The 24,217-nt window shown below is 67.4% G+C and carries 23 protein-coding genes and 1 pseudogene; 14 read left to right on the top strand and 10 right to left on the bottom strand.

From position 1 onward, the window contains the following. Window positions 1-13: 13 nt before the first annotated feature. Window positions 14-961, bottom strand: coding sequence for a TIGR03571 family LLM class oxidoreductase (locus tag AC5P67_RS09915; protein WP_495214636.1), 948 nt, complete (start codon window positions 959-961; stop codon window positions 14-16). An 11-nt stretch (window positions 962-972) separates the two neighbouring features. Further along, on the bottom strand, window positions 973-1,776 hold the full coding sequence (dkgB, locus tag AC5P67_RS09910; protein WP_065183956.1) for a 2,5-didehydrogluconate reductase DkgB: 804 nt from the start codon (window positions 1,774-1,776) through the stop codon (window positions 973-975). A 118-nt stretch (window positions 1,777-1,894) separates the two neighbouring features. Here dkgB and AC5P67_RS09905 point away from each other — a divergent pair, with 118 nt between their 5' ends. Continuing rightward, window positions 1,895-2,797 (top strand): LysR family transcriptional regulator, encoded by a 903-nt coding sequence (locus tag AC5P67_RS09905; RefSeq protein ID WP_005413602.1) that lies wholly within the window; start codon window positions 1,895-1,897, stop codon window positions 2,795-2,797. 279 nt (window positions 2,798-3,076) lie between these two features. Here AC5P67_RS09905 and AC5P67_RS09900 read toward each other — a convergent pair whose 3' ends face one another. Then, window positions 3,077-3,550 carry a MerC domain-containing protein gene (locus AC5P67_RS09900; protein WP_049469593.1) on the bottom strand — a complete coding sequence of 158 codons (474 nt, stop codon included), beginning with the start codon at window positions 3,548-3,550 and terminating at the stop codon, window positions 3,077-3,079. A 32-nt stretch (window positions 3,551-3,582) separates the two neighbouring features. On the opposite strand from AC5P67_RS09900, the gene AC5P67_RS09895 reads away from it, so the two are divergent. From AC5P67_RS09895 to AC5P67_RS09860, 8 genes are all read left to right on the top strand, one after another. Then, complete coding sequence (locus tag AC5P67_RS09895) at window positions 3,583-4,116, top strand: ZrgA family zinc uptake protein (protein WP_099523628.1); 534 nt, start codon at window positions 3,583-3,585, stop codon at window positions 4,114-4,116. Then, window positions 4,113-4,808, top strand: coding sequence for an ATP-binding cassette domain-containing protein (locus AC5P67_RS09890; protein ID WP_099523630.1), 696 nt, complete (start codon window positions 4,113-4,115; stop codon window positions 4,806-4,808). Before AC5P67_RS09895 ends, AC5P67_RS09890 begins: the two co-directional genes overlap by 4 nt. Then, complete coding sequence (locus tag AC5P67_RS09885) at window positions 4,801-6,054, top strand: ABC transporter permease (protein ID WP_133050485.1); 1,254 nt, start codon at window positions 4,801-4,803, stop codon at window positions 6,052-6,054. Before AC5P67_RS09890 ends, AC5P67_RS09885 begins: the two co-directional genes overlap by 8 nt. Window positions 6,055-6,056: 2 nt before the next feature. Next, window positions 6,057-6,608, top strand: coding sequence for a DUF3299 domain-containing protein (locus AC5P67_RS09880; protein WP_044570292.1), 552 nt, complete (start codon window positions 6,057-6,059; stop codon window positions 6,606-6,608). Beyond that, window positions 6,598-7,218 carry a DUF3299 domain-containing protein gene (locus AC5P67_RS09875; RefSeq protein WP_088436279.1) on the top strand — a complete coding sequence of 207 codons (621 nt, stop codon included), beginning with the start codon at window positions 6,598-6,600 and terminating at the stop codon, window positions 7,216-7,218. The genes AC5P67_RS09880 and AC5P67_RS09875 overlap by 11 nt, the downstream gene beginning before the upstream one ends. Beyond that, complete coding sequence (locus tag AC5P67_RS09870) at window positions 7,218-7,964, top strand: hypothetical protein (RefSeq protein ID WP_088436280.1); 747 nt, start codon at window positions 7,218-7,220, stop codon at window positions 7,962-7,964. Before AC5P67_RS09875 ends, AC5P67_RS09870 begins: the two co-directional genes overlap by 1 nt. Before the next feature lie 152 nt (window positions 7,965-8,116). Then, window positions 8,117-9,649, top strand: a complete 1,533-nt coding sequence (locus AC5P67_RS09865; protein WP_114618349.1) for an MFS transporter — start codon at window positions 8,117-8,119, stop codon at window positions 9,647-9,649. 4 nt (window positions 9,650-9,653) lie between these two features. Further along, the gene (locus AC5P67_RS09860; RefSeq protein WP_099523638.1) at window positions 9,654-10,214 is read left to right on the top strand and encodes a TetR/AcrR family transcriptional regulator; all 561 of its coding nucleotides are present in this window, start codon (window positions 9,654-9,656) and stop codon (window positions 10,212-10,214) included. Between the two features lie 675 nt (window positions 10,215-10,889). On the opposite strand, the gene AC5P67_RS09855 is transcribed toward AC5P67_RS09860, so the two are convergent. Continuing rightward, a complete protein-coding gene (locus AC5P67_RS09855) occupies window positions 10,890-11,786 on the bottom strand; it encodes an AraC family transcriptional regulator (RefSeq protein WP_308310285.1) in 897 nt (298 codons plus the stop codon). 106 nt (window positions 11,787-11,892) lie between these two features. On the opposite strand from AC5P67_RS09855, the gene AC5P67_RS09850 reads away from it, so the two are divergent. After that, window positions 11,893-12,429 carry a carboxymuconolactone decarboxylase family protein gene (locus AC5P67_RS09850; RefSeq protein WP_308310284.1) on the top strand — a complete coding sequence of 179 codons (537 nt, stop codon included), beginning with the start codon at window positions 11,893-11,895 and terminating at the stop codon, window positions 12,427-12,429. Between the two features lie 770 nt (window positions 12,430-13,199). Here AC5P67_RS09850 and fdhD read toward each other — a convergent pair. Continuing rightward, a complete protein-coding gene (fdhD, locus tag AC5P67_RS09845; protein WP_111118284.1) occupies window positions 13,200-14,039 on the bottom strand; it encodes a formate dehydrogenase accessory sulfurtransferase FdhD in 840 nt (279 codons plus the stop codon). Between the two features lie 244 nt (window positions 14,040-14,283). Between fdhD and AC5P67_RS09840 the strand changes: the two genes are divergently transcribed. Continuing rightward, complete coding sequence (locus AC5P67_RS09840) at window positions 14,284-16,566, top strand: FdhF/YdeP family oxidoreductase (RefSeq protein WP_201861989.1); 2,283 nt, start codon at window positions 14,284-14,286, stop codon at window positions 16,564-16,566. 18 nt (window positions 16,567-16,584) lie between these two features. On the opposite strand, the gene AC5P67_RS09835 is transcribed toward AC5P67_RS09840, so the two are convergent. Continuing rightward, window positions 16,585-17,601 carry a DUF4034 domain-containing protein gene (locus AC5P67_RS09835; protein WP_224481820.1) on the bottom strand — a complete coding sequence of 339 codons (1,017 nt, stop codon included), beginning with the start codon at window positions 17,599-17,601 and terminating at the stop codon, window positions 16,585-16,587. An 88-nt stretch (window positions 17,602-17,689) separates the two neighbouring features. On the opposite strand from AC5P67_RS09835, the gene AC5P67_RS09830 reads away from it, so the two are divergent. Continuing rightward, complete coding sequence (locus tag AC5P67_RS09830) at window positions 17,690-18,124, top strand: hypothetical protein (RefSeq protein WP_223846414.1); 435 nt, start codon at window positions 17,690-17,692, stop codon at window positions 18,122-18,124. Window positions 18,125-18,239: 115 nt separating this feature from the next. Next, on the top strand, window positions 18,240-18,776 hold the full coding sequence (locus AC5P67_RS09825) for a DUF411 domain-containing protein (protein WP_019659812.1): 537 nt from the start codon (window positions 18,240-18,242) through the stop codon (window positions 18,774-18,776). Window positions 18,777-18,898: 122 nt separating this feature from the next. Here the strand turns inward: AC5P67_RS09825 and blaL1 are convergent, their stop codons facing one another. The 4 genes from blaL1 to AC5P67_RS09805 form a co-directional block, all read right to left on the bottom strand. Next, window positions 18,899-19,771, bottom strand: coding sequence for a L1 family subclass B3 metallo-beta-lactamase (gene blaL1 / locus AC5P67_RS09820; RefSeq protein ID WP_032966056.1), 873 nt, complete (start codon window positions 19,769-19,771; stop codon window positions 18,899-18,901). A 95-nt stretch (window positions 19,772-19,866) separates the two neighbouring features. Further along, window positions 19,867-22,296, bottom strand: coding sequence for a TonB-dependent receptor (locus tag AC5P67_RS09815; protein ID WP_308310283.1), 2,430 nt, complete (start codon window positions 22,294-22,296; stop codon window positions 19,867-19,869). 71 nt (window positions 22,297-22,367) lie between these two features. After that, a complete protein-coding gene (locus AC5P67_RS09810; RefSeq protein ID WP_308310282.1) occupies window positions 22,368-23,219 on the bottom strand; it encodes a FecR family protein in 852 nt (283 codons plus the stop codon). Further along, window positions 23,216-23,740 carry an RNA polymerase sigma factor gene (locus tag AC5P67_RS09805; RefSeq protein WP_165710488.1) on the bottom strand — a complete coding sequence of 175 codons (525 nt, stop codon included), beginning with the start codon at window positions 23,738-23,740 and terminating at the stop codon, window positions 23,216-23,218. The genes AC5P67_RS09810 and AC5P67_RS09805 overlap by 4 nt, the downstream gene beginning before the upstream one ends. A 204-nt stretch (window positions 23,741-23,944) precedes the next feature. Between AC5P67_RS09805 and AC5P67_RS09800 the strand changes: the two are divergent. Further along, window positions 23,945-24,212 (top strand): annotated as a pseudogene (locus tag AC5P67_RS09800) (hypothetical protein). Window positions 24,213-24,217: the final 5 nt, after the last annotated feature.

Here is a 24,217-nt window from a genome sequence, read left to right as displayed (position 1 = left end):
GCTCCGGTAACTGTCAGGCCGTCGCGGTGGCGCCGGCATGGGCCGGGAAGTGCGGCAGCACGTACTCGGCGATTTCGTGGAAGGTTTCGGCCAGCGGCCGTTCGTTGCGGCGGAACTGCAGGCCGATGTGGTCGACACCGGCCGCCTGCATGGCGTGCAGCTCGGCCAGCAGGGCGTTGCGGCCGCCGCGCAGGCCGAAGCGCCAGCGCTGCAGGGGGGCATCGGCATCGGCCACCAGGTCCAGGTGGATGAAGCTGGCATACGGCTTGTTGCCGGCCACGGCGCGCCACGCCGCCACACGTTGCGCATGGTCCTGCGGCGTGCCCGGGTAGGCCAGGCAACCGTCCATGTGCTGGCCGATCCATGCTGGTTGCTGTTGGGCCAGGCCGGCCACGAACAACGGCAGGGCCGGGCCATCGGCGGGCAGCACGTCCAGGCCCTGCGGCAGGTGCGCGGCGGCGCCTTCGCGCAGCAATGCGATCTGCTCGCGGAAACGGCTGCCACGGCTGTCGAAGTCGCGGCCGAACAGCGGGTATTCCACCGGGCGGTCGCCACTGGCTACGCCCAGCAACAGGCGGTCGCCGCTGAGCCGCTGCACGCTGCGCGCCGACTTCAGGGTCAGCAACGGCTCACGGATCGGCAGCACCACCGCACCGGTGCCCAGCAGGATGTCATTGGTGATGCCGGCCAGGTAGCCGAGGTAACTGAATACCTCGAACACCTGCGCCGCATCGCCGAAGGCCGGGTCGTACACCGGCACGTCGCGTATCCACAGCGCACGGAAGCCGAGGCGGTCGGCCAACCGTGCCAGTTCCGCATGGCGCTGCAGGTCCGGTTCACCGGGCAGGCGTCGTGCGGCGCGTCGTGCCTGTTCGCCCAGCGGCGTCCAGTCATTGTCCAGCGGTGCTTCGATGCCGATGCTGAAACCACCGGCCTGCAGCCGCGCCAACGCACTGCCCATGACCAGGCTCCTCAGTCCCAGGCCGGGGCCAGGCCCGGCGGATCGACTTCGCGGCCGTTGCGGTCAAGCGCAGCGATCGCGGCCATGTCATCGGCATCCAGGTGCAGGTCCTGGGCGAGCAGGTTGCTGGCCAGGTTCTCGCGCTTGGTCGAGGACGGGATGACCGAGTAACCCAGTTGCAGTGCCCACGCCAGCGCGACCTGGGCCACGGTGGCCTGGTGCTTGTCGGCGATGGCGGCCAGCACCGGATCCTTCAGTACCTTGCCGTAGGCCAGGGTCATGTAGGAGGTCACGGTGATGCCCTGGTCCTGCAGGAAGGCGGTCAGTGCCGGGTTCTGCAGGTACGGGCTCAGTTCGATCTGGTTGGTGGCGATCTCGCCGGCACCGACCACCTCGATGGCCTGCCGGGTCAGCTCGATGTTGAAGTTGGACACACCGATCTGGCGGGTCAGGCCCAGCGTCTTGGCTTCGGCCAGCGCGGTCATGTACTCGCGCAGTTCAACGCCATTGCCCGGCGCCGGCCAGTGGATCAGCAGCAGGTCGACGTAGTCGGTGCGCAGCTTGGCCAGGCTGTCGCGCAGGCTCGGGATCAGCTTGTCGGCGGCGTAGTTGTCCACCCAGATCTTGGTGGTCAGGAACAGCTGGTCGCGCGGGACGCCGGATTCGGCGATGGCCTGGCCGACTTCGGCTTCGTTGCCATAGATCTGCGCGGTATCGACTGCACGGTAGCCAACGTCGAGGGCGTTGCGCACCGAGTCGATGACGGTCTGGCCGGTCAGGCGGAAGGTGCCGACGCCAAAGGAAGGAACGCTCATGATGGACTCCAGGGACTTCGTTGAGAGCCGGTGGGCTCGGGACAGGGCGAAGTGTGGGCGCTTTACATTTGTTGATTAAGCCGTGTATACGGGAAACGCTTTTGCGCCGAGGTAAAAAATGAAAACCACCCTGGATGAGCTGAAAGCCTTCGTGGCCGTGGTCGACAGTGGTTCGATCACGGCGGCGGCCGAGGCGCTGGAACTGACCATCTCCGCCACCAGCCGCACCCTGGCGCGGCTGGAGGACAAGCTGCAGACCACGCTGCTGCGACGGACCACGCGGCGGCTGGAACTGACCGAGGAAGGCGCGGCGTTCCTGGAGTACGCGCGTACGATCCTGGCCACGGTGGACGAGGCCGAGGAACAGATGGCCGCGCGGCGGCTGCAGCCGGTCGGGCGCCTGCGCGTGGACGCCGCCACGCCGTTCATGCTGCACGTGATCGTGCCGCTGCTTGAGGGGTTCCGTGAGCGCTACCCGCAGGTGGAGCTGGAGCTGAATTCCAATGAAGGCATCACCGACCTGATCGAGAAGCGCACCGACGTGGCGTTCCGCATTGGCGTGCTGCGCGACTCGACCCTGCATGCGCGGCCGATCGGCCACAGCCGCATCCGGGTGGTGGCCAGCCCCGAATACCTGCGCCGCCAGGGAACGCCCACGCGCGTGGAGCAGCTGCGTGAGCACGACCTGCTGGGCTTCACCCAGCCCAGTTCGTTGAACGAATGGCCGCTGCAGGATGCCGATGGCGGGCCTTTCGTGATCGAGCCGGCCATCGCTTCATCCAGTGGCGAGACACTGCGGCAGATGGCGGTGGCCGGGCTGGGCATCGCCTGCCTGTCTGATTTCCTCACCCGCCAGGACCGGCGTGATGGCCGCCTGGTGCAGCTGTTCGCCAGGCAGACGCAGGAAGTGCGGCAGCCGATCAACGCGGTGTACTACCGCAACACCGCGCTGGCCGCCCGCATCACCTGTTTCGTGGACCACGTGACGCAGACGCTCGGCCAGCGTCCGTTTGACGAATAGAGATCGGTAGAGCCGGCCGCTGGCCGGCTTTTCCCCTCCTGCCGGATCACAGCAGCTGCCGGCCAGCGGCCGGTACTACCAACTGTGTATCACCTGTTGCGTGGCCCATGCATGGATGGGTAGAGCCGGCCGCTGGCCGGCTGCCGGGTCCTTGGGGCTGCCGGCCAGCGGCCGGCACTACCAAATGCGTATCACCTGATGCGTGGCCCACGTACGGATGGGTAGAGCCGGGCGCTGGCCGGCTGCCGGGTCCCCGGGGCTGCCGGCCAGCGGCCGGTGTCAGCGGGTGCGCAGCGCGCGCCGGTTGCCGATGTGCGCGCATGCCAGCAGCACGCCACCACTGGCTGTCGCCACGCCATGCCAGAGCAGCGATTCCTTCAGCGGCAGGTACAGCGAGGCCGACAGCAGCAGGATGGTGCCGGCGCAGGCCAGCCGCACCGGCCGCCAGCGCCCGTGCCGGTGCACCCCGGCCGAGGTACTCGCCAAGGCCAGCGACGAGGCCAGCAGCGCGAACAGCCATTCCCAGCGCGACATCATCAACAGCAATGTCATCGCGCCATGGCCGGGATGCTGGAACGAGCGCAGCGCCATCATCGCAGCCGGCACGAAGGCCAGCAGCAGGGGCAGGGCGATGCAGTGGGCGGCGCAGGCCAGGGACAGCCAGGCCCCGGCAAGATCGAAGCGGGGGTGCCAGCGTGCCGAAGTTGGCGGCTGGGCCAGGGCCCTTGCGGGCGTCGTGGGGATGTGGTCCATAATGTTACATAGTAACAATTGGAGCCTCCCCCATGAAGCGTTCTGCTGCTCTTTTCCTGCTGCTGGCTGCCAGTGCCGCGCAGGCCCATGACATCCGCCAGCACGCACCGCACGTGCACGGCCAGGCGACCGTCGATGTTGCGCTTGACCGGCAGACGCTGGAGTTCGCCCTGCAGGCCCCCGGCATCGGCATCCTCGATTACGAGCGACCGCCGGCCAATGCAGCCGAGCAGGCCGCGCTGGCACGGGCTACGACAGTGCTGAAGGGCGGCAGCTGGGTCACCTTGCCCACCGCCGCAGGCTGCCGCCTTTCAGGCAACGATGCCAAGGCCGAGGGATTCGACGCGACGGCCGCCGCGCCGCCGCCGGGACAGCACCGTCACGCAGGTTTCAGCGCAACGCTGCAGTACCACTGTGCCAAACCTGCCGCGCTGCGCGCCATCGTCGTGCGCCTGCCCGTACTGTTCCCGGGTCTGCACGAAGTCATCGTCAACAGCGCAACCGCCAACGGCCAGAATCGCAGCGTGCTGACGCCCGACAGCCTGCGCGTGGTGCTGGCACCGTGAGCGCGGCACCGGTGATCTCGCTGGAAGACGTGCAGTTCGGCTACGGCATGCAGCGGGTGCTGGACATCCCGCGATTATGGGTCGAGCAGGGCAGCAGCGTGTTGCTGCGCGGAATCAGCGGTGGCGGCAAAAGTACCCTGCTGGGCCTGCTGGCGGGAGTGCTGCTGCCCGGCAAGGGCCGTGTCGAGGTGGCCGGGCACGCGCTGCAGGCGATGCGCGGTGCCGCGCGGGACCGCTTCCGCGCCGACCACCTGGGCGTGATCTTCCAGCAGTTCAACCTGCTGCCGTTTCTCAGCGTGCGCGACAACATCGCGCTGGGCCTGCGCTTCTCGCGCCTGCGCAGCGCGCGCATCAGCGGCCCGCTGGATGCCGAGATCGCCCGCCTGCTGCAGGCCCTGCAGCTCAACCCTGAGCTTATGCAGCGGCCGGCGGGTACGCTCAGTGTTGGCCAGCAACAACGCGTGGCGGCAGCACGCGCCCTGATCGGTCGTCCGGCATTGCTGCTGGCCGATGAGCCCACCTCGGCGCTTGACCGTGAAGCGGCAACCGCGTTCCTGCAGTTGATGTCCGCGCAGTGCCAGGCGGCCGGCGCCACGGTGCTGGTGGTCAGCCATGACGACAGCCTGCAGCCGTTGTTCGACCGCGCCATTTCACTGTCCGAGATCAACCAGGCAGGTGCCGGCCATGCTTGAGCTAGCCTGGGCCAGCCTGCGCAGCCGCGCGTTGAGTGTCGGCCTGACCGTGCTGGTCATCACCCTCAGCGTGGTGCTGCTGCTGGGCGTCGAGCGTGTGCGCACGCAGGCGCACGAGGGGTTCGCCAGCACCGTATCGGGCACCGACCTGATCGTCGGTGCGCGCTCGGGACCGGTGAACCTGCTGCTGTACTCGGTGTTCCATATCGGCGACCCGACCAACAACGTGTCCTGGCAGTCCTACCAGGAGCTGTCCGCCTTGCCGCAGGTGAAGTGGTCGGTGCCACTGTCGCTGGGCGATTCCTGGCGCGGCTACCGTGTAGTGGGTACCACTGGCGGCTACTTTGAACACTATCGCTATGGTTCCGGTCACGAGCTGGCCTTTGCACAGGGGCGGCCCTTCGATGATCTGTATGACGCGGTGATCGGCGCAGAAGTGGCACGCGCGCAGAAGGTCGGCCTCGGCGATGAGATCGTGCTGGCACACGGCACCGGCGCGGTCACCCTGGCCACGCATGCCGACAAGCCGTTCCGTATTGCCGGCATCCTGCAGCGCACCGGCACGCCGGTGGATTCGTCGCTGCTGGTCTCGCTGCCGGCCATCGAGGCGATCCATGTTGACTGGCGATCGGGCGTGCAGCTGCGCAGCCAGAGCGTCAGCGCCGAGCAGGCGCGCCACCTGGACCTGACACCGACCAGCATCACCGCCTTCATGCTCGGCCTCAACTCGCGCATCGCCACGTTCTCGGTACAGCGCAGGATCAACGAGTATCCGGATGAGGCGATGCTGGCGATCCTGCCCGGCGTGACCCTGCAGCAGCTGTGGCAGTCGCTGGGCACCGCCGAGCGCGCACTGCAGCTGATCAGCGCGATGGTGGTGGCACTCGGCATGGTCTCGCTGGTGGCGCTGCTGGTCTCGACCCTGCAGGAGCGGCGGCGCGAGATGGCGATCCTGCGTGCCACCGGGGCACGGCCGGGTTACATCGCCGGCCTGCTGGTGGTGGAGGCGGTGGCGACCAGCGCGGCGGCCTGCGTGCTGGCGCTGGTGCTTCTGGTGGCCGCCAGCGTTGCCGGGCGCGGCTGGGCCCTGGCCACCTTCGGTCTGTCGATCACCCATGTCTGGCCGGACGGCCGCGAGCTGGCCTGGGTGGCAGGCGTGCTGGCGATCAGTGCGGTGGCTGGGCTGGTCCCGGCGTTGCTCGCTTACCGGCGCACCTTGGCCGATGGCCTTTCACCGGGAGGCTGAGCATGCGCTGGATGCTGTCGCTGCCGATGGTACTGGCCCTGGTTGCCTGCGAGCGGCCGGTGGATACCGGTGTGCAGGCCCTGCCACCCGCGCCGGTTGTCGACCGCGCTGACGCTGCGGATGCGGCAGAGCAGGAGCTGGACTGGCTGCAGATGATGCCCAAGGACGAGCTGGCCGCGCTGGAACGCGGCGAGGGCCCGGAAGTCGAACACAACGGCAACCGGCGCATGCCGCAGTTCGGCACCTTCCGCACCGTGGACACGGTGCTGCAGCGGCCGGTGCGCCTGCCGGGCTACGTGGTACCACTGGCCAACGCGCAGGACGGGCGGCTGACCGAATTCCTGTTCGTGCCGTACTACGGCGCCTGCATCCATGTGCCACCACCGCCGCCGAACCAGATCGTGCACGTGGTGCTGCCGCGCCCGATCGACATGCCTGACATGTATTCGCCGTTCTTCCTGGCCGGCACCTTGCATGCCGAACGCTTGGACGACGATCTGGCCGGTTCGGCCTACACCATGCGTGACGCGCAGCTGAGGCCGTATGAACCGTAGTCACCTGTTGCTGGCGTTGGGATGCCTGTGGTTGGCGGGCTGCACGGCGCCTGGCGGCGATGCGGTGGGGGTCACGCCGGAGGACAAACCGGCGCCCTCCGCCACGGGCGAAGCCCCCATCGCCCGTTGGGACGCGTTGCGGCCCGACGAAGTGACCTACCAGCGACCGCCGCCGCAGATCGGCCTGTCACGCAATGGGATGGAGGGTGTGGGTGGCCTGATTGACGACACCGGCTCCGGCACGCCACCGGGGCAGGAAATCGACCATTCCAGCCCGGATCGCGCCAAGCAGTTCGGCTCTTCGCGCGTGGTCGATGCTGTTGATGGTCGCGCGGTGGATCTGGATGGCTACGTGGTACCGCTCGGTACCAACGATGCAGGATTGGTGGATGAACTGCTGTTCGTGCCGTTCTACGGCGCCTGCATCCATGTGCCACCACCGCCGCCCAACCAGATCATCCATGTGACCCTGGCGACACCGATCGCACTGGGCGATCTGTGGGATCCGTACCGCCTTGCCGGCCGCCTGCAGGTGAAGCGCTTCGACGCGGACATCGCCAGCGCGTCCTACGATGCCGCGGCAGCCACGCTGACGGTAATCCGCAACTGATGCGCAGGCGATGGATCATGGCTGCCGGGGTGCTGCTGGGCGGGGTGGTGCTGCTGGTGTGGTGGCAGCGGCAGCGCGCACCCACCGCGCCGCCGGCGGTTGCGTTTCCAGCACCGGCGTCCGATGCCAGCCAGCGCATCGAACAGCGCCTGGGTGACGATCACGCGTTCCGCAACGACGTATTGTTCCTGCTCGCGGCAACATTGCGCGACCGCTGCCAGCCCGCGCAGGCGGGCCTGCTGGCGCGCATGGCCAATCGTGCGTCGCTGCCGGTGCTGGCGGCGGTGAGTGCGGTGACCCAGCAGGATCCATCGCTGGACCGGCCGATCTACCAGTACATCCAGCACCGCGCCGACGCGACGCAGTGCGGCCAGCCGCTGCAGATGCCGCAGGCCGGTGGGCGCAGCATGGCGGTGGACATCGAACAGTACGCGCGCACGTTCCCGGACAGCTACTTCGACCCGCAGCGCAGCAGCGTGCCGCGGGATTTCGGTGGACTGCCACTGCAGCAGCGTGCCGGCAATGCCTGCAACAGCGTGGTGTATTCGGTGCTGCCGCTGGGTGGCACCGACTGGCGGTGCAGCAGCCTGCGCGCGAATGCCCGTGCGCGCGTGCGCGGGCTGTGCGAGGACGAACTGCGGCGCCAGCATGGTGACATTGGTGGCGAGCTGGACGCCGCCGTAGGGCAGGGGATGCAGGCGGCGGTGGTATCGGCCATCGCCGCGCTGCCGGAAGACTGCCGGTGAGCGTCTACCAGTAGAGCCAGGCCACGCCTGGCTGGCGGTTCCGACGAGCAGGCTCGCCTCTACAAAAGCTGAATCGGCTGGCTCTCAAGGTCATAACTATACAGGACATCCTGTATAGTTATGATCGTACTCCACCCCCATCAGGTTCTCCCATGGCTTTGTCCCAGCCCTTGGCCGGTGCTCCGGCCCTGTCGCGTGCCCGTCGCTGGGCACTGTTGTTCACCGTCGCCGCCGGCCTGCTGCTGGTCACGCTCGACAACTCCGTGCTCTACACCGCGCTGCCGACGCTGACCGAGGAACTCTCGGCCAGTGCCGGCCAGGCGCTGTGGATCATCAACGCCTATCCGCTGGTGATGGCCGGCCTGCTGCTGGGTGCGGGCACGCTGGGCGACCGCATCGGCCATCGCCGCATGTTCCTGATCGGCCTGGTGGTGTTCGGCGTCGCCTCGCTGGCAGCGGCGTTCGCCGACACCGCAGCGCAGCTGATTGCCGCACGCGCGTTCCTGGCGATCGGCGCGGCCGCGATGATGCCGGCCACGCTGGCGCTGATCGGCCTGAGCTTCCACGAAGAGCGCGAACGCAACATCGCCATCGCGATCTGGGGTTCGGTGGCCATCGTCGGTGCGGCGCTCGGCCCGATCATTGGCGGCTGGCTGCTGCAGCACTTCTGGTGGGGCTCGGTGTTCCTGATCAACGTGCCGGTGGTGGTGGTCGCATTCGTGGCCACGCTGCTGCTGGCGCCGGAAGGCCAGCGCGACACCTCGCGGCCGTGGGACCTGGTGTCCTCAGTTCTGGCATTGGCTGCACTGTCCGGCCTGGTGCTGGCGATCAAGTCGCTGATCGCAACGCCGCCGTCGTATGCGCTGGGCGCAGGCGCACTGCTGTTGGCCGTCATCAGCGGTGCGGCGTTCGCGCGCCGCCAGCAGCAGCTGCCGTACCCGCTGCTGGACTTCGCGATCTTCCGCAACCCTGCGTTCCTGGCCGGCACGCTGTCGGCGGTGTTCACCCTGTTCGCGATGGCCGGCCTGCAGCTGGTCACCACCCAGCGCTTCCAGCTGGTGGCAGGCTTCACGCCGCTGCAGGCGGGCCTGCTGGTCTCGGTGGCGGCGCTGGGCAGCCTGCCCAGCGCGCTGCTGGGCGGCAGCACCCTGCACAGGGTGGGCCTGCGCCCGCTGATCTGTGGCGGCCTGGCCGCAGGTGCGCTGGGCGTCGGCGTGGTGGCGTTCGGCTTCCCGCACGGCCTTGGTTGGGTGGTGGCTGGCATGGCCATCACCGGCTTCGGCATGGGTTCGGCCATCTCGGTGGCATCCACCGCCATCCTCAACAATGTGCCGGCACACCGCGCAGGCATGGCCTCGTCGGTGGAAGAAGTGTCCTATGAGTTCGGTGGCCTGCTGGCGGTGGCGATGCTGGGCAGCCTGAGCGCAGCGATGTACAGCGCGTTCCTGCCGGTCTCGGCAGACATGCCCGCGCTTGCCCGCGAGGGTTTCACCCAGGCGCTGCATGTCGCGCGCGAGAGCGGGCAGGGCGAGTGGTTCGCATTGACTGCGGCGGCGTATGACCGTGGCTACCAGATCGTGCTGCTGGTGATCACGGCGGTGTTGGCGCTGGGCGCGACGATCCTGGCGCGCCTGCTGCGCGGCCGCGTTGGCAGCCGCGAGGGTGCGGCCGATCGCGTAAAATGAAGCGATGAGAACCAGCAAGCGCGACCGCATCCTCGACGCCGCCGTCAACGTGATCAATCGTGATGGCGTGCGAGCGGTGACCTTCGAGTCGGTGGCGGCCGAGGCCAAGCTGACCCGCGGCGGCCTGCTGTACCACTTCCCGTCGCGCGAGGCGCTGCTGCGCGGCATCGACGAGCACCTGGTGCAGGCCTGGGAAACGTCGATGGAAACGCTGCTGGGCAAGCGCGCGGATGAAGCGACGGCACTGGAGCGCTACCAGACCTTCGTGCGTGTCTCGGCGCAGAGTGCCACCCGTGCCGAACTGATGTTCATGCTCGAATCGGCGGACCCGGACGCCGATGAGCGTCCGTGGGGACCGGCGGTGCGGCGTTGGGCGCCGCTGCCGCCGGAGGCGGGTGCAGCGGAAGACAGCGCCGCGCTCGACAATTTCGTGGCGCGACTGGCCGCCGATGGCCTGTGGATCTACGAGGCGATGTACGAAGGCCAGCTGGACGAAGGCGTGCGCGCCCGTGTTGCCGAGCGCATCGCCGGGTTGTTGGCGAAGTCTGACGGAACCTCCAGTTGAGCGGCCCGCCGGCGCGCAGACATCACCCGTGGTAGAGCCGACCGCTGGTCGGCTGCCCTTCGGTCAGGCCACGAAAATGCGCTTCGGTAGAGTCGACTGTCAGTCGACTGCCCTTCGGTCAGACAACGAAAACCCCGCGCTTCGCGCGCTGGTCGACTGACAGTCGACTCTACCCCTCGCGCGTCTGCCCAGCCTGGCCCCCAGCCGCTTGCGGAACGCCTTCGACAGCGAGAATGACGGAACGCCCAGTTGAGCGGCCAGCCGGCGCGCAGACATCGCCCGTGGTAGAGCCGCCCGCTGGTCGGCTGCCCTTCGGTCAGGCCACGAAAATGCGCTTCGGTAGAGTCGACTGTCAGTCGACTGCTCTTCAATCAGACAACGAAAATCCCGCGCTTCGCGCGATAGTCGACTGACAGTCGACTCTACCCCTCGCGCGTCTGCCCAGCCTGGCTCCCAGCCGCTTGCGGAACGCCTTCGACAGCGAGAATGACGGAACGTCCAGTTGAGCGGCCAGCCGGCGCGCAGACATCGCCCGTGGTAGAGCCGACCGCTGGTCGGCTGCCCTTCGGTCAGGCCACGAAAATGCTGCTTCGGTAGAGTCGACTGTCAGTCGACTGCTCTTCAATCAGACAGCGAAAACCCGCGCTTCGCGCGCTAGTCGACTGACAGTCGACTCTACTCCTCGCGCGTCTGCCCAGCCTGCGCGGCGCTCGCGGCCAGCCACGCCCTCGGCGATGCTCCCAGCCGCTTGCGGAACGCCTTCGACAGGGAGGCGGTATCGGCAAACCCCAGCTCGATCGCCACTTGCTTGACCGCCACGCCTGCCCGCAGCTGCGCGCAGGCCAGGCTCAGCCGCCAGTCCAGCAGATAAGCGGCCGGCGTCGCCTGCATCACCTCCTTGAACACGGCCGCGAACGCGCTGCGCGACATGCCGGCAGTCGCAGCCATGCGCGGCAGCGTCCATTCGTCCTGCGGCGCCTGGTGCATCGCCACCAGCGTACGGGCCAGCCGCGCATCGGACAGCCCGCGCATCAGCCCATGGCTGACGCCCGCCGCATCCGGGTGGTCCACCACCCAGCGCAGGATCTGGATCAGCGCCACCTCGAACAGGCGGTTGGTCAGCAGCCGTGAACCGCAGCGCTGGCGATCGGCCTCGGCGAACAGCAGGTGCAGGGTGTCATCCAGTTCGCCGATCGCCGCCAGCGGCACCACCATCACCGGTGGCAGCGACTGCACGATCGGATTGCGCGCGCCGCCATCGAAGTCCAGCGTGGCGCAGGTGAAATCCGGGCCATCCAGCGGTGCGTTGAAGAACACATGGTGCAGCGGCTGCGGATACAGCAGCAGGCTGGGTGTGTCGATCTTCAACCGGGGCAGCGCGATATCGCCCCCGGGATGACGGACCTCCATCTCACCCTGGCGCAGGATGTGCAGGAAGGCACGACCAGGCTGCGGCTCGAAGACGTGGCGCCCGCACAGCGGACCGCTGTGGAACAGCGCGGCCTGCACCCGGAAGCGTTCCAGCAGGGAGGAGAGGCGGTCGGGTGCGGAAGCGTCGGCGGACACGTTCATGGATGAATGGACAACATGTGTGGTTTATTGCGCCTGATTCGTCCGGGGAGTCTACCTAGGATGAGCGGGTCGTCCAATTCCGGGCGCTTTCCCAAGGAGATCCACCATGTCCCGTGTCCCCCTGATCGATGCCGCCAATACCACCGCCGACCGTCAGGCCCTGCTGGGCCAGGTCCACGCCGCCTTCGGCACCACCCCGGCCATGTTCCGTGCCGTGGCCAACTCGCCGGCCGCCCTGCAGAGCATGTGGGGTGCGTTCGGCGCGCTGGGCGGCGGTCGCCTGTCGCCGCTGCTGGGCGAGCAGATCGCCGTGGCCATCGCCAACCGCAATGCCTGCGAGTACTGCCTGGCCGCGCACACCGTGCTGGGCCGCAAGGCCGGCGCCAGCGGCGAGCAGATGGCCGCCGCGCAGATCGGCCAGTCCAACGACCCGGCTACCGCCGCTGCACTGGACTTCGCGCTGAAGGTGGTCGAGCAACGAGCGCAGATTGCCGATGGCGATGTGCAGGCGTTGCGTGCGGCTGGCTTCGATGATGAGCAGATCGTTGAGATCCTCGCGCATGTGGCGCTCAACCTGTTCACCAACTACGTCAACGTGGCGTTCGACGTGCCGGTGGACTTCCCGAAGGTCGCGCTGCGCTGAGATCTGGCCTGGCCCGGGTGGCAGTGATCGCCCGGGCCGGTCTGAATGGAGCCGACCGGGTAGAGTCGACTGTCAGTCGACTATCGCGCGCAGCGCGGGGTTTTCGGGGGGTCTGAACGAAGAGCAGTCGACTGACAGTCGACTCTACAACGTAGCGTTTGACGTGCCGGTGGACTTCCCGAAGGTCGCGCTGCGCTGAGATCTGGCCTGGCCCGGGTGGCAGCGGGCCGCGCGGGCAGGTCTGAATGGAGCCGACCGGGTAGAGTCGACTGTCAGTCGACTATCGCGCGCAGCGCGGGGTCTTCGGGGGTCTGAACGAAGAGCAGTCGACTGACAGTCGACTCTACAACGCAGCGTTCGACGTGCCGGTGGACTTCCCGAAGGTGGCGCTGCGCTGAGATCTGGCCTGGCCCGGATGGCAGTGGTCGCCCGGGCCGGTCTGAATGGAGCCGACGGGGTAGAGTCGACTGTCAGTCGACTATCGCGCGCAGCGCGGGGTTTTCGGGGAGGCTGAACGAAGAGCAGTCGATTGACAGTCGACTCTACAACGCAGCGTTTGACGTGCCGGTGGACTTCCCGAACGTGGCGTTGCGCTGAGATCTGGCCTGGCCCGGGTGGCAGTGGTCGCCCGGGCCGGTCTGGATGGAGCCGACCGGGTAGAGTCGACTGTCAGTCGACTATCGCGCGCATCGCGGGGTTTTCGGGGGGGCTGAACGAAGAGCAGTCGACTGACAGTCGACTCTACCCAGTCGACGACTACCCAGTCGACGCTAAATGTCGTCTGCCTGCAGCCGTTCGGGATGGGTATACACATTGAACCCGCTTTCCCGCGCGAACCCGACCAGGCACAGGCCGGCGCTGCGGGCCAGGTCGATCGCCAGCGCGGTCGGCGCCGAAACCGCCGCCAGCACGCTGGCTCCCGCACGCGCTGCCTTGCTCACCATTTCGTAGCTGGCGCGGCTGGAAATCACCAGCAACCCACCGTCGATGGCGTGCTCGTTGTGATGCAGGGCGCCGATCAGCTTGTCCAGTGCATTGTGGCGACCCACGTCCTCGCGTACCCAACCGATGCGCCCACGGGCGTCGGCCCAGGCCGCGGCGTGGATCGAACCGCTTGCCGCATTCATCGGCTGGTGCTGCGCCAAGGTCGCCACCGCCCGCTGCAGGGCGGTGGCGGAATAGCTGCGGCGTTCGCGGATCTGCGGCAGCGGTCGCAGCACTTCCTCCAGCTGGCGCGTGCCGCACAGGCCGCAGCCACCACGGCCGGGCAGCAGGCGCCCATTGGCGGGGTCCAGGCCGGCACCGGGTGCCTCCTCGGCCACGGTCATCTGCAGTTCGATGCCTTCCAGCTGTGGGCGGATGTCGATCGACAGCAGCTGCGAGGGCGTAGCAATCAGTCCCTCGCTGAGCGAGAACCCAAGCGCAAAGTCCTCCAGGTCGCAGGGCGTGGCCATCATCACCGCGAAGGCGGCGTCGTTGTAACGCAGCGCCACCGGCACTTCCTCGGCCACCACGTCGACCAGGGGCTGTCGCCCCTCGCTGCGCCAGCGCTGCAACGGGCGCTGGGCCGTGCCGGCAGGCGGGGTGTGCGGTGGGGTCGAATCAGGCATGCAGCGCGTCCGGACAAGGGAGATACGCAGGTGGTGGACCACCCACGCCATCGAGAATAGCGCAGTGGCCATGCGCTGACGCAGGTGTAACCGTTGTCATGGCAGGCTGCGCTGAAAACAGCGCGCACCCACTGGCGAAGCCGTGCAGGCCGTGTTTGACTGTGGGGCTGGCTGTGCGTCCGAAAGCGCCGCCGGACCGCGTTGTGCCCATTGTTGCCGCGTTCCTCCCGTCAGGTTCCCGAACATGTCCGAGCAGAAGCCGCCGCGTTACAAGCCCTACAACCAGCCCGCCGGTGGTTGGGGTGCCGCCGGAGCCACCGCCAAGGTGTTGCTGCAGCAGAGTGTGATCGGCAAGGGGTCGAAGGCGTTGCTGGCGATGAACCAGCCCGGTGGCTTCAAGTGCCCCAGCTGCGCGTTCCCCGATGCCGACGAACGCAAGAAGCTGGAGTTCTGCGAGAACGGCGCGAAGGCACTGGCCTGGGAAGCCACCCAGTTCCGTGCCGGTCGTGAGCTGTTCGCCCGGCATACCGTTACCGAGCTGATGGCGCAGACCGACTACTGGCTGGAGATGCAGGGCCGGTTGACCGAGCCGATGCGCTACGACGCGGCCACCGATCACTACGTGCCGTGCAGCTGGGACGATGCCTTCGCACTGATCGGCCGCCACCTGCAGGCGCTGGACAGCCCGCACCAGGCCGAGTTCTATACCTCCGGACGCACGCCCAACGAAGCGGCGTTCCTGTATTCGATCTTCGTGCGCGAGTTCGGCACCAATAATTTTCCGGACTGCTCGAACATGTGCCACGAGCCGACCAGCCGCGGCCTGCCGCCGGCCATCGGGGTGGGCAAGGGCACCATCGTGCTGCAGGATTTCGAGCACGCCGAGGCGATCTTCGTGATCGGCCAGAACACCGGCACCAATTCACCGCGGATGATGAGCAACCTGGTCGAGGCGCGCAAACGCGGCATTCCGATCGTGGCGGTCAACCCGATGCCCGAGCGCGCGCTGATCCGCTTCGCCGAGCCGCAGGACATGGTGCAGATGGCCACGTTCGGTTCGACCGAGATCACCAGCGAGTTCGTGCACATCCGCATCGGCGGCGACCTGGCCCTGATCAAGGGCATGATGAAGGTGATGTTCGAGCGCGAGGCGCAGGGTGAGCGTGTGCTCGACCATGCCTTCCTCGCCGAACACACGGTGGGCCTGGAGCCGCTGCGCGAAGACGTGATGGCGCAGGACTGGGACCAGATCGTGCAGGTTTCCGGCATTTCGCAGGCGCAGATCCGTCGCTGTGCGGAGATCTACATCCGCTCCAATGCCACCGTGATCTGCTACGGCATGGGGCTGACCCAGCACCAGTACGGCTCGCGCCTGCTGCAGCAGGTCGCCAACCTGCTGTTGCTGCGTGGCAACTTCGGCAAGCCCGGTGCTGGCATCGGGCCGATCCGGGGCCATTCCAATGTGCAGGGCGACCGCACCGTCGGCATCGACGAGAAGCCCAAGCCGGCCTATCTCGACCGCGTGCAGCAGGTGTTCGGCTTCGACCCGCCGCGTGAGCATGGCCACCATGTGGTCGAATCCATCGAGGCGATGCTGGACGGCAGCGCCAGGGTGTTCATCGGCCTGGGTGGCAACTTCATTCATGCCGTGCCCGATACGCCGCGCGCGTACGAGGCAATGCGTGGGCTGGACCTGACCGTGGGGATCGCCACCAAGCTCAACCGTGGGCACCTGGTTCATGGCCGCGATGCGCTGATCCTGCCGGTGGTGGCGCGCTCGGAGCGCATCGTCACGCCGGCCGGCGAGCAGTTCGTCACCATCGAAGACGCGATGTCCAATGTGACCGCCTCGCGCGGCGTGCTCGAACCGGTCAGCGCCGATGTGTTGCCCGAGGTCGAAATCGTCTGCCGCATGGCGCTGGCCACACTGCCCGACAGCAGGGTTGACTGGGCCGGCTGCATGCACGACTACGCACCCATCCGCGAGCTGATTGCTGCGGTGTATCCGGAGATCTACACCGGCTTCAACGAGCGCATCCGGCAGCCACACGGTTTCCATCTGGACATTCCGCCGCGCCGCCGGGTGTGGCCCACGCCGAATGGCAAGGCCAACATCCTGGTAATGCCCGGCCTGGACGTGGACGACCCCGTACATGACCCGGACATGCTGCGGTTGGCCACGGTGCGCTCGCACGATCAGTACAACACCACCATCTACAGCTACAACGACCGCTACCGCGGCGTGTACAACGATCGCATGGTGCTGTTCATGAACATCGAGGACCGGCTGGCGCGCGGGCTGGACAAGGAGGCGCGGGTCAGCCTGGAGACGATCAGCGGTGATGGCGTGCAGCGGCGCATCGAGGGCCTGACCGTACTGGACTACCCGATGCCGCGCGGCGCGCTGGCCGGCTACTACCCCGAACTGAACCCGTTGTTGCCGCTGGACTACTACGACCGCCTCAGCGGCACGCCGGCGGCCAAGTCGATCCCGGTGCGGATGCGGGCGATGGCGGCGGTCGCCTAGCAGTGGATGAATCCAGTCCTATGGGCCTTCGGCATGTGGGTTGGGTTCATCCAGAGCAAAGGAACAACGGAAATAGTTGGCCGTATCCCGCCAAGCGCCAACGATCGGTTCCTGGATCTGCGCCAGCAGTTCACGGGCCTTGACGGGATCATTGGCCTGGCAGGCGAAGTACGCGAATGATTGCAGGTTCCATGGCGAGGGATAACGTGACAGCACGTCTTCGAAGCCGCGTTTCATGGTCGGCCAGTTCACTTTCGACGCGGTGAACAAACGGTCCTCGTACTCTCGCTGCGAGGCGACCCAGTAGATACGGGCGTACAGCATGTATTGGTCCTGCGGTGGGGCCGCAGCCATGACCCTGCGTGCATAGGCTTCCAGGCCAGCCGGATCGCCTCCCCACTTCGGAGCGAAATAGCGCACGGCAGCAAAGTAGAGCGGGAAGTAGCCCGGATAGCGCGCGATGCCTTCGTCATGCAATGCGAAGAAGCGGTCTGCATCCCAACTCTGTTCGATCGCCCGGTGTTCCATCGACTCGTACCAGTACGGGTCCGTGCTGGCGATGTCCTTGTATTTCAGCAGGTAGTCAACGGCCTGCTGCTGCAGCGCCTTGAACGGTGCCCAGTCCTCTTCCTTCACCGTATTTGCATAGCCGGGGCCGCGGATGCTCCAGCCTTGGCGGCTGAGCATCTCAGCCATGGCCAGGCGCGCCGACGGCGACCTGGGGTAGCGCGAGATCCACGCCTGCACGAGCTTCTCGCGACCCTGCCAGTAGGCCGGGTCACGGTTGCTCATGCTGAAGGCATAGCCGATGCCTACGTAGTACGCCGAAAGCTTCCAGACACCACTGCTGAAGTAGCGATCCGTATCCCGGTAACGACTGGCGAGTTGCTCCAGTCTGGCGAAATCCTGCTTCTCCAGCAGTTGCTGTGCCTGCCGGGAGACTTCAGCGCGTTCGCTTGCTTCATCTTCGCTTGGTTCTTCGGCGTGGGTGATGGTCGCGCACGACAACAGCAGCACCACAAGCAGTGTTCGCATGAATCCATTCATGAGGGAAACTCCGTGTCGGGGACAGGGGCAGGGGCGTGGCAATGCAGGGTGCCACGATTGCCATCACGCCATAGCAATGGGCATCGCGCAAGTCGGCCGCGTGGTTGTCAAGCTGTCAGGGTCGTTGCCACCCCACGTTCAGGGCGCCTGCATCGGCTATCATCGGCCGGTGAACCTGCCTGGCCTGCTGCTGCGATGGATGTTGCTTGTCGCCCTGGTGCTGAATGCATCGGCGCTGGCGCTCGCTGCGTCTCCGTACAGCGGCCCGTCCAGCCAGGAGCATTGCGCTGCACCGCACTCAGCCGCGATGGCTGCGGCCGGCTGCTGCGATGATGCGGCCCCGGCGGCCTGCCAGAGCGGTGAGTGCGAATGCCCGCCGGCCTGTCTTGGCATGCTGGCGACATTGAACGGAACACCGGCCTCGCCCTGGCGCGAGGCGCCTGTTCCGGCCAATACCCAGCAACGCGCACCGCCGCCGAGACTCGACCCGTTGCGGCCCCCCATCGCGTGATTTTCTGCAGGCCTCACGCGCCTGCCGTAGCTGCTCGACTTTTTCTCGACTCTGCCCGCGCCTTCGATGCGCGGGCGGCGGGCTACGTTGCCCGCCTCTGCAAAGGAATCACTCAATGAACCGTACTCTCTCCCTCGGCCTGCTGCTGGGCACCGTGCTGGCCACGACCGCCTGCGCTCGTGCCGCTGAAGAATCCTCCGCGGCACCCGTCGCCAGCGAGGCACCGGCACCGGCCCAAGCCAGCCCGGCCAAGATCGATCCAGCCTTGCCGGTCGCCATCGTGCACAAGACCGCCAGCTGCGGTTGCTGCGGCATCTGGGTCGACCACCTGAAGGCCGCCGGCTTCCAGGTCGATGTGCGCGACACCGATGACATGAACCCGATCAAGGTCCGCCTGGGCGTGCCGGTCGGCAAGGCGTCCTGCCATACCGCCGAGATCGGCGGTTACGTGGTCGAGGGTCACATCCCGGCCGAGGACATCAAGCGCCTGCTGGCCGAACGCCCGGCCGCGCGCGGGCTGGTGCTGCCCGGCATGCCGGCCGGTTCGCCGGGCATGGAAATGCCGGACGGCTACGTGCAGCCGTACACCGTCGAGCTGGTGCGCACCGACGGCAGCACCGAGCCGTTTGCCCAGCACGGGCAAGGTGGCTGACAGCCAGTGGTGGTGCCGGTCGGTCTGACCGGCACCTTTCCTCGCGGCCGACTTGCTCTTTGCAGAGTCGAGCCGTGCTCGACTGCTCTGCGGCTCCGTCGAGCAAGCTCGACGCTACGGAATCAGCGGGTCCCGGCCGTTTCCCTGGCCAACTGCGCGTCGAACTTCTTCTCGGCCGCATCCGCGTAGGCATTGCAGGTCAGTGCCTCGGCGCTGGCCTTGCTGCCGGCGGCATAGTTCCAGTTGCTGGCGCCCGGATGCGGGGTGAGCAGCAGATCGCAGGGCAGCGCCCGTACCGTTGCGAAGCTGCGCTTGTAGTCCTCGATCAGGCGCGGATAACGGGGATTGCCCTTCAGCTGGTAACCCGGTGCACTCAGGCTGTCGGCGTAGGCGATGCGCACCGGCTTCCCATCGCGGGTGTCGGTCCAGGTCCAGGCGGTGCTGCCCGGGGTGTGCCCCGGCATGAAGTGCGCGGTGAATGCGATGCCGCCCACCGTGACCACTTCGCCATCCATGATGATGCGGTCGGCGCTGGCCGGCGGATAGGTGATGCCGTCGCCAAAGTGCAGGTCGTTGCTGCCGCCGCGCGCCAGCAGCACCGCCGTTTCTGCATTGGCCGCCACATGCGCGCCGGTGCGACGCTTGAGCTCGGCGACCGGGCCGGCGTGGTCGGCATGCGCATGGCTGAGCAGGATCAATCGCAGGTCCTGCGGGGCCACGCCGCGCAGTTTCATGTTGTCCAGCAGGTGACCGGCCATCTGTGGCATGCCGCCATCCAGCAGTACTGCGCCCTCGGCGGTCTGCACCAGCAGCGCGGTCAGGTCCTCGGTGCCGATCTGCCAGGTGTGGTCGGCAACCTGCAGCGGCGCCATCGGCTGCAGCCAGGACGCATCCACGGTATAGGCCCGCAGTTGTGGCAGCGGTGCCTCGGCGGCGCTGGCGTGGGCGGCCGGAAGCGCGACGGCCAGGGCGAAGGCGAGCAGGGTAAAACGCATGATTCACGTCCGCTTGAAGGAGGCCCAGAAACTAGCATGGGCCTCCTTCATCGCGTCTCGCATAGTTTTCATGGCTCCCATAAGGACGCCACGGATCAGTACCGGTACTGCCATCCCAGCGTCAGCACCCGGCCGCGGCCGGAGAAATAGCTCGGGTTCGACGGCGTGGTCTGCGAGTAGTAGCTGATGTACTGCCTGTCCGCCAGGTTCTGCACGCCCAGCGTGAAGGCGTGCTTGTCCAGCGTATAGCGCGCGACCAGATCCACGGTGGTGTAACCCTTGAACTCGGCCACCCGCGCGCCATGCAGGTCGAAGTCGCGGTCGAAGGCATGGCTGGCCTGCAGTCGGGTGCTCAGCTGCGGCGTCCAGCTCTGTTCCCAGAACGCGGTCAGCCGGTTCGGTGCGACGTTGACGCCGGCCAGGTCGCTGTCGAGGCGACCGTCAACGTCGGCGTCGTAGCGGCCGTTGGCGCGTGCGTAGCCAAGGCCGAGGCGGCTGTCGCCCAGCCGCAGGCGCAGGTTGCTTTCAAAGCCTTCCACGCGGGTGGCCTGGCGCTGTACCGCATAGGCATCGATGCCCGGATCGTAGATCAGTACCGAGCCGAGCCTGGATTCGGAGGTGTAGTAGGCAATGTCACCGCTGAAGCGGCCATCGTCGTACTCCAGTCCGATCTCGCGGTTGTCCGACACCACCGGTGACAGGTCGATGAGGCTGTCCACGCGCTGGCCGTCGCGGTTGATCGCGCGCAGCACGCGGCCGACGTCGGCCACGGTGTAGCCTTCCGAGTACGAGGCGTAGGCGTTGAGGCGATCGTTGATGTACCAGACCGCGCCGAAGTTGGGCAGGGTCTCGCTCATGGTCGGCTTGCCGCCGGCCACCTTGCGTGCGCCGTAGCGGGGCAGGGTGGTGTAGTCACCCACTTCCAGCTCGCCCTTTTCGTAACGCAGGCCGCCGGACAGCATCAGGTGATCGGTCGGCCACCAGTGCAGCTGCAGCAGCGGTGACAGGCTCTGGTAGGTGGTCTGCGGCACCCAGTTCATGCCACTGGCCAGCAGCACCTGGTGGGTGCGGTCGCGCAGGCCGTCCAGGCCCAGGGTCACGTCCAGCGAGGTGTCGGCGATGCGGCTCCAGCTCTGGGTCAGCTTGAAGCCGCGCTTGTCCGATTCGTTCTGGGTCTGGTCCCAGGCGGCATTGGCGCCGGTGTTGCCCCAAGGATCCCATTGGCTGGCACCGTAGCGGCCTTCGAAATCGACCGCGAAGGCCTGCGCCTGGAAACGGCCGCCGAGCTGGTCGGCGGCGCTGTAGTCCACCGTCAGCGAACGCGAGCGGTTCATCGGCGGATCGAGCGGCGTATCGCCGGGAACCGAAATGGTCGGGCGACCGGTCCGGTAGTCACCGTTGATGGCCAGGTAGTTGTCCAGCCCGCGCAGTTCATAGCGGTTGGCCATGACCTGCAGGCGGTGGCCGTCGGCAATGTTCCAGCCCAGCTTGGCGAATACGTTCGATGAGGTCGAGTCCATCAGCTCGCCCTGCGCGTTGGTGCCGATCGATCGGCCCTCGCCGTCGTGGTACAGGCCCTGCTTCTCATAGGCCAGGCCGGCGACCAGGTCGAACTGCTCGCCGCGCACGCCCACCAGGGCCGAGCCGCGCTGGCCATTGTCGTCGTGGCGGCTGGGCAGGGCAGCGCTGTAGCTGACATTGGTGTCGAGCAGGAACGCACCCGGCTCACTGGGCGCACTGCGGGTGATGATGTTGACGATGCCGCCGGTACCGCCGATGCCCTGCAGCGCGTTGGCACCGTGGATGACCTCGATGCGTTCGATCATCGCCGGGTCGATGGTGTGCGAATCACGCGAGCCATCGCGCAGCGGCGTGGACTGCGGCACGCCGTCGACCATGTACAGGATGCCGCGGCCGCGCATGGTTTCGCCGTAGTTGGACATCTTCTCGCGCGCCGGGGCAAACGCCGGGATCTGCGACGACAGCACCCGCGACACATCCGAGCCCAATGCCAGCTGCTGGGCGATGTCCTCGCGGGTCAGCACCGTGATGGTATTGGGCATGGCGGTCTCGCCCTGCGGCACGCGCGCGGTCGAGGCCGAGACCGTGACGCGGGCCAGCGACGTCGTCGAGGCGGATGACGGCGCCGATGATGCGGCCCGGGCCGGGATGCGCGGCTTCGCCGGCGCTGGCGCGGCACTCACCACGAACACCCCTGGCGAACGTTCCTGCATCGCCAGGCCTTGGCCTGCCAGCAGCCGCTGCAGGGCCTCACGCGGGGTGTAGCGGCCATCAACAGCCGCGGCGCTGCGGCCGCTCACGCTGTCGGCGGCGAACAGCAGCTGGATGCCACTCTGCCGCGCCAGCGCAGTGAGCGAGGCCTGCAACGGGCCGGCCGGCAGGTGCAGCTCGACGGGCGCGGATGCAGAGGTCTGCGCCGTGGCGGGCAGGGCCGCACACAGGCAGGCAGCGAGCAGGGTAGGGGCCAGCCGGCGCAGGGCGGCAGGCGGAGCAGGGCGGGTCATGCGGGGGTCCTTCGGAAGGGTTCAAGCACTTGCCGGATGGGACGACGCGCAACCCACCCTCGGTGTGGCATTCAATCGCGGGCGCGCAGATGCAGGCTGCCATCGGAAGCGGTGTGCACCTGTACCGGCAGGATCTCGGGCAGCAGCGCGAGTACGGTTTCGGCGCGGTCGGCATCGAAGACGCCTGACACCTGCAGCGGCCCCAGTACCGGGTCGTCCAGCACGATGGGACGGTCGTGATAGCGCTGCAGGATGCGCAGCACCTCGGCCAACGGCATGCGGTCGAACTGCAACCGCCCACGGGTCCAGTCGGCTCGATCCGGGTCCACCGCTTCCGGCGGAGACAACGATCCTGGCTGGGCCAGCACACGCTGCCCCGGCTTCAGGCGCTGCTCTGCGCCCCCGCCATCCACACGCACGCCCACCTCGCCGCGCCACAGGGTTACCTCGCTGAGGCTACCCTGCCGGTCAACGTCGAACACCGTGCCATAGTTGCGCACATGCACCGCCCCGGCCTCGACCTCGAACGGGCGCCAGGTCGAGTGCTGCACCTGGAAACGGGCCTGGCCCTGCACCAGCACCACCTGCCGCGAGCGGATGTGCCTGCGAACCTGCAGATGGGTACCGGCGTCGAGCAGCAGATGGCTGCCATCGGGCAGGCGGATGCCGCGGCGTTCGCCCACCGCGCTCCGATAGTCGTGCACCTGCCATGCCGGGTCGGCAATGAACACGCCCGTGGCCGTGATCAGCAGCAGCGGCAGGACGATCTTCGACGCACGCCCACCGCGACGACGCTGCAGCGCATCCGCGCTGGGCATGGGGAAGCGTTCCTTCAGGGCATCGCGATGCTGGTCCAGCACCTGGTCGGTGGTTGCGGGTTGGACCGGCGGTTGCGGTGTGGACGGCGGCGGTTGTGGGCTCATCGCAGGCCAGCCGACCGTCGGCAATCGGCCATGGCCAGGCGCAGGTGGCGCTCCACCGCCTTCTGGCCGATACCCATGCGGCGGGCAACCTCAGCCTGTGGCAGTTCGTGGATCTTGTGCAGGATGAAGACCTGCTGGCGGCGGCAGGGCATGCGTTCGATGGTGGCGCCCAGTCGTTGCAGTGCCTGCTGTCCCTGCGCCTGCTGCTCAGGCCCGGGGCGCGGGCAGGCGTCATCGGGCAGCTCGGCACGCGCCTCCACCCAGTGCCGGCGCAGATCCTCGGCGCGGCAGCGATCCACCGCCGTATCGTGCGCGATCCGCCGCAGCAGCGCGATGGGCTGCCGTGCATCGTAGGCGGCCGGGCGTTCCAGCAGACGCACGCAGACATCGTGCACCACCTCACGGGCCAACCCCGGCGAGCGGAAACGGCGGCGCAGATACTCCACCAGTTCCTCGTAATGGCGCACCAGCGAGGAGACCAGCGGCAGCGCGGGAGGGGGTAGGGAGGGCAGCTGGGACATCCGGACCGGAAGCAAGGGCAAGGGGCGCGCGCGGGGGAGGGCATCCCTGCGCGATGACACAATACTAATGGGAACCGTTCGCGTTTGCTATGTGGGGCGCGGGTCGGGGATTGTTCGTCGGAACTGGAAAGTGAAACCACGATCATCGTCTGGAGCGCAGAATCGGCCGCGGCTAGCCTGCCAGCAGGCTCAAGGAGATGGACCATGCACGTGCTTCTGGTGATGGTGGGTGGGGTGTTGTTGTTGGGGGGTATTCCTGCTCTTCGGGCGGCTGTGGAGCGTAGGCCAGTCACAGCTGCCCACGGCCCTGCTCGCGTTCATCGCCACCTGGCTGGCGGTGACGCTGGCCAACATGTGGGTGGGTGTGAGCAAGGCCGGTTACGCCGTGCGTGAAGAACTGCCGATCCTGCTGCTGGTGTTCGCGGTGCCGGCCCTGCTGGCTGGACTGCTGTACTGGCGCCTAGCGCGCTGAAGGAC

Source organism: Stenotrophomonas sp. YJH_SMC_21 (assembly GCF_059369555.1).
The sequence above is the reverse complement of the archived record's forward strand: the minus strand, read 5'-3'. Positions and strand labels throughout refer to the sequence as shown.

Bases quoted from the DNA above. Each gene is read 5' to 3' on its own strand.
- AC5P67_RS09915 (WP_495214636.1), bottom strand. From the start codon at position 961: ATGGGCAGTGCGTTGGCGCGGCTGCAGGCCGGTGGTTTCAGCATCGGC.
- dkgB (WP_065183956.1), bottom strand. From the start codon at position 1,776: ATGAGCGTTCCTTCCTTTGGCGTCGGCACCTTCCGCCTGACCGGCCAG.
- AC5P67_RS09905 (WP_005413602.1), top strand. From the start codon at position 1,895: ATGAAAACCACCCTGGATGAGCTGAAAGCCTTCGTGGCCGTGGTCGAC.
- AC5P67_RS09900 (WP_049469593.1), bottom strand. From the start codon at position 3,550: ATGGACCACATCCCCACGACGCCCGCAAGGGCCCTGGCCCAGCCGCCA.
- AC5P67_RS09895 (WP_099523628.1), top strand. From the start codon at position 3,583: ATGAAGCGTTCTGCTGCTCTTTTCCTGCTGCTGGCTGCCAGTGCCGCG.
- AC5P67_RS09885 (WP_133050485.1), top strand. From the start codon at position 4,801: ATGCTTGAGCTAGCCTGGGCCAGCCTGCGCAGCCGCGCGTTGAGTGTC.
- AC5P67_RS09880 (WP_044570292.1), top strand. From the start codon at position 6,057: ATGCGCTGGATGCTGTCGCTGCCGATGGTACTGGCCCTGGTTGCCTGC.
- AC5P67_RS09875 (WP_088436279.1), top strand. From the start codon at position 6,598: ATGAACCGTAGTCACCTGTTGCTGGCGTTGGGATGCCTGTGGTTGGCG.
- AC5P67_RS09870 (WP_088436280.1), top strand. From the start codon at position 7,218: ATGCGCAGGCGATGGATCATGGCTGCCGGGGTGCTGCTGGGCGGGGTG.
- AC5P67_RS09865 (WP_114618349.1), top strand. From the start codon at position 8,117: ATGGCTTTGTCCCAGCCCTTGGCCGGTGCTCCGGCCCTGTCGCGTGCC.
- AC5P67_RS09860 (WP_099523638.1), top strand. From the start codon at position 9,654: ATGAGAACCAGCAAGCGCGACCGCATCCTCGACGCCGCCGTCAACGTG.
- AC5P67_RS09855 (WP_308310285.1), bottom strand. From the start codon at position 11,786: ATGAACGTGTCCGCCGACGCTTCCGCACCCGACCGCCTCTCCTCCCTG.
- AC5P67_RS09850 (WP_308310284.1), top strand. From the start codon at position 11,893: ATGTCCCGTGTCCCCCTGATCGATGCCGCCAATACCACCGCCGACCGT.
- fdhD (WP_111118284.1), bottom strand. From the start codon at position 14,039: ATGCCTGATTCGACCCCACCGCACACCCCGCCTGCCGGCACGGCCCAG.
- AC5P67_RS09840 (WP_201861989.1), top strand. From the start codon at position 14,284: ATGTCCGAGCAGAAGCCGCCGCGTTACAAGCCCTACAACCAGCCCGCC.
- AC5P67_RS09835 (WP_224481820.1), bottom strand. From the start codon at position 17,601: ATGCGAACACTGCTTGTGGTGCTGCTGTTGTCGTGCGCGACCATCACC.
- AC5P67_RS09830 (WP_223846414.1), top strand. From the start codon at position 17,690: ATGGGCATCGCGCAAGTCGGCCGCGTGGTTGTCAAGCTGTCAGGGTCG.
- AC5P67_RS09825 (WP_019659812.1), top strand. From the start codon at position 18,240: ATGAACCGTACTCTCTCCCTCGGCCTGCTGCTGGGCACCGTGCTGGCC.
- blaL1 (WP_032966056.1), bottom strand. From the start codon at position 19,771: ATGCGTTTTACCCTGCTCGCCTTCGCCCTGGCCGTCGCGCTTCCGGCC.
- AC5P67_RS09815 (WP_308310283.1), bottom strand. From the start codon at position 22,296: ATGACCCGCCCTGCTCCGCCTGCCGCCCTGCGCCGGCTGGCCCCTACC.
- AC5P67_RS09810 (WP_308310282.1), bottom strand. From the start codon at position 23,219: ATGAGCCCACAACCGCCGCCGTCCACACCGCAACCGCCGGTCCAACCC.
- AC5P67_RS09805 (WP_165710488.1), bottom strand. From the start codon at position 23,740: ATGTCCCAGCTGCCCTCCCTACCCCCTCCCGCGCTGCCGCTGGTCTCC.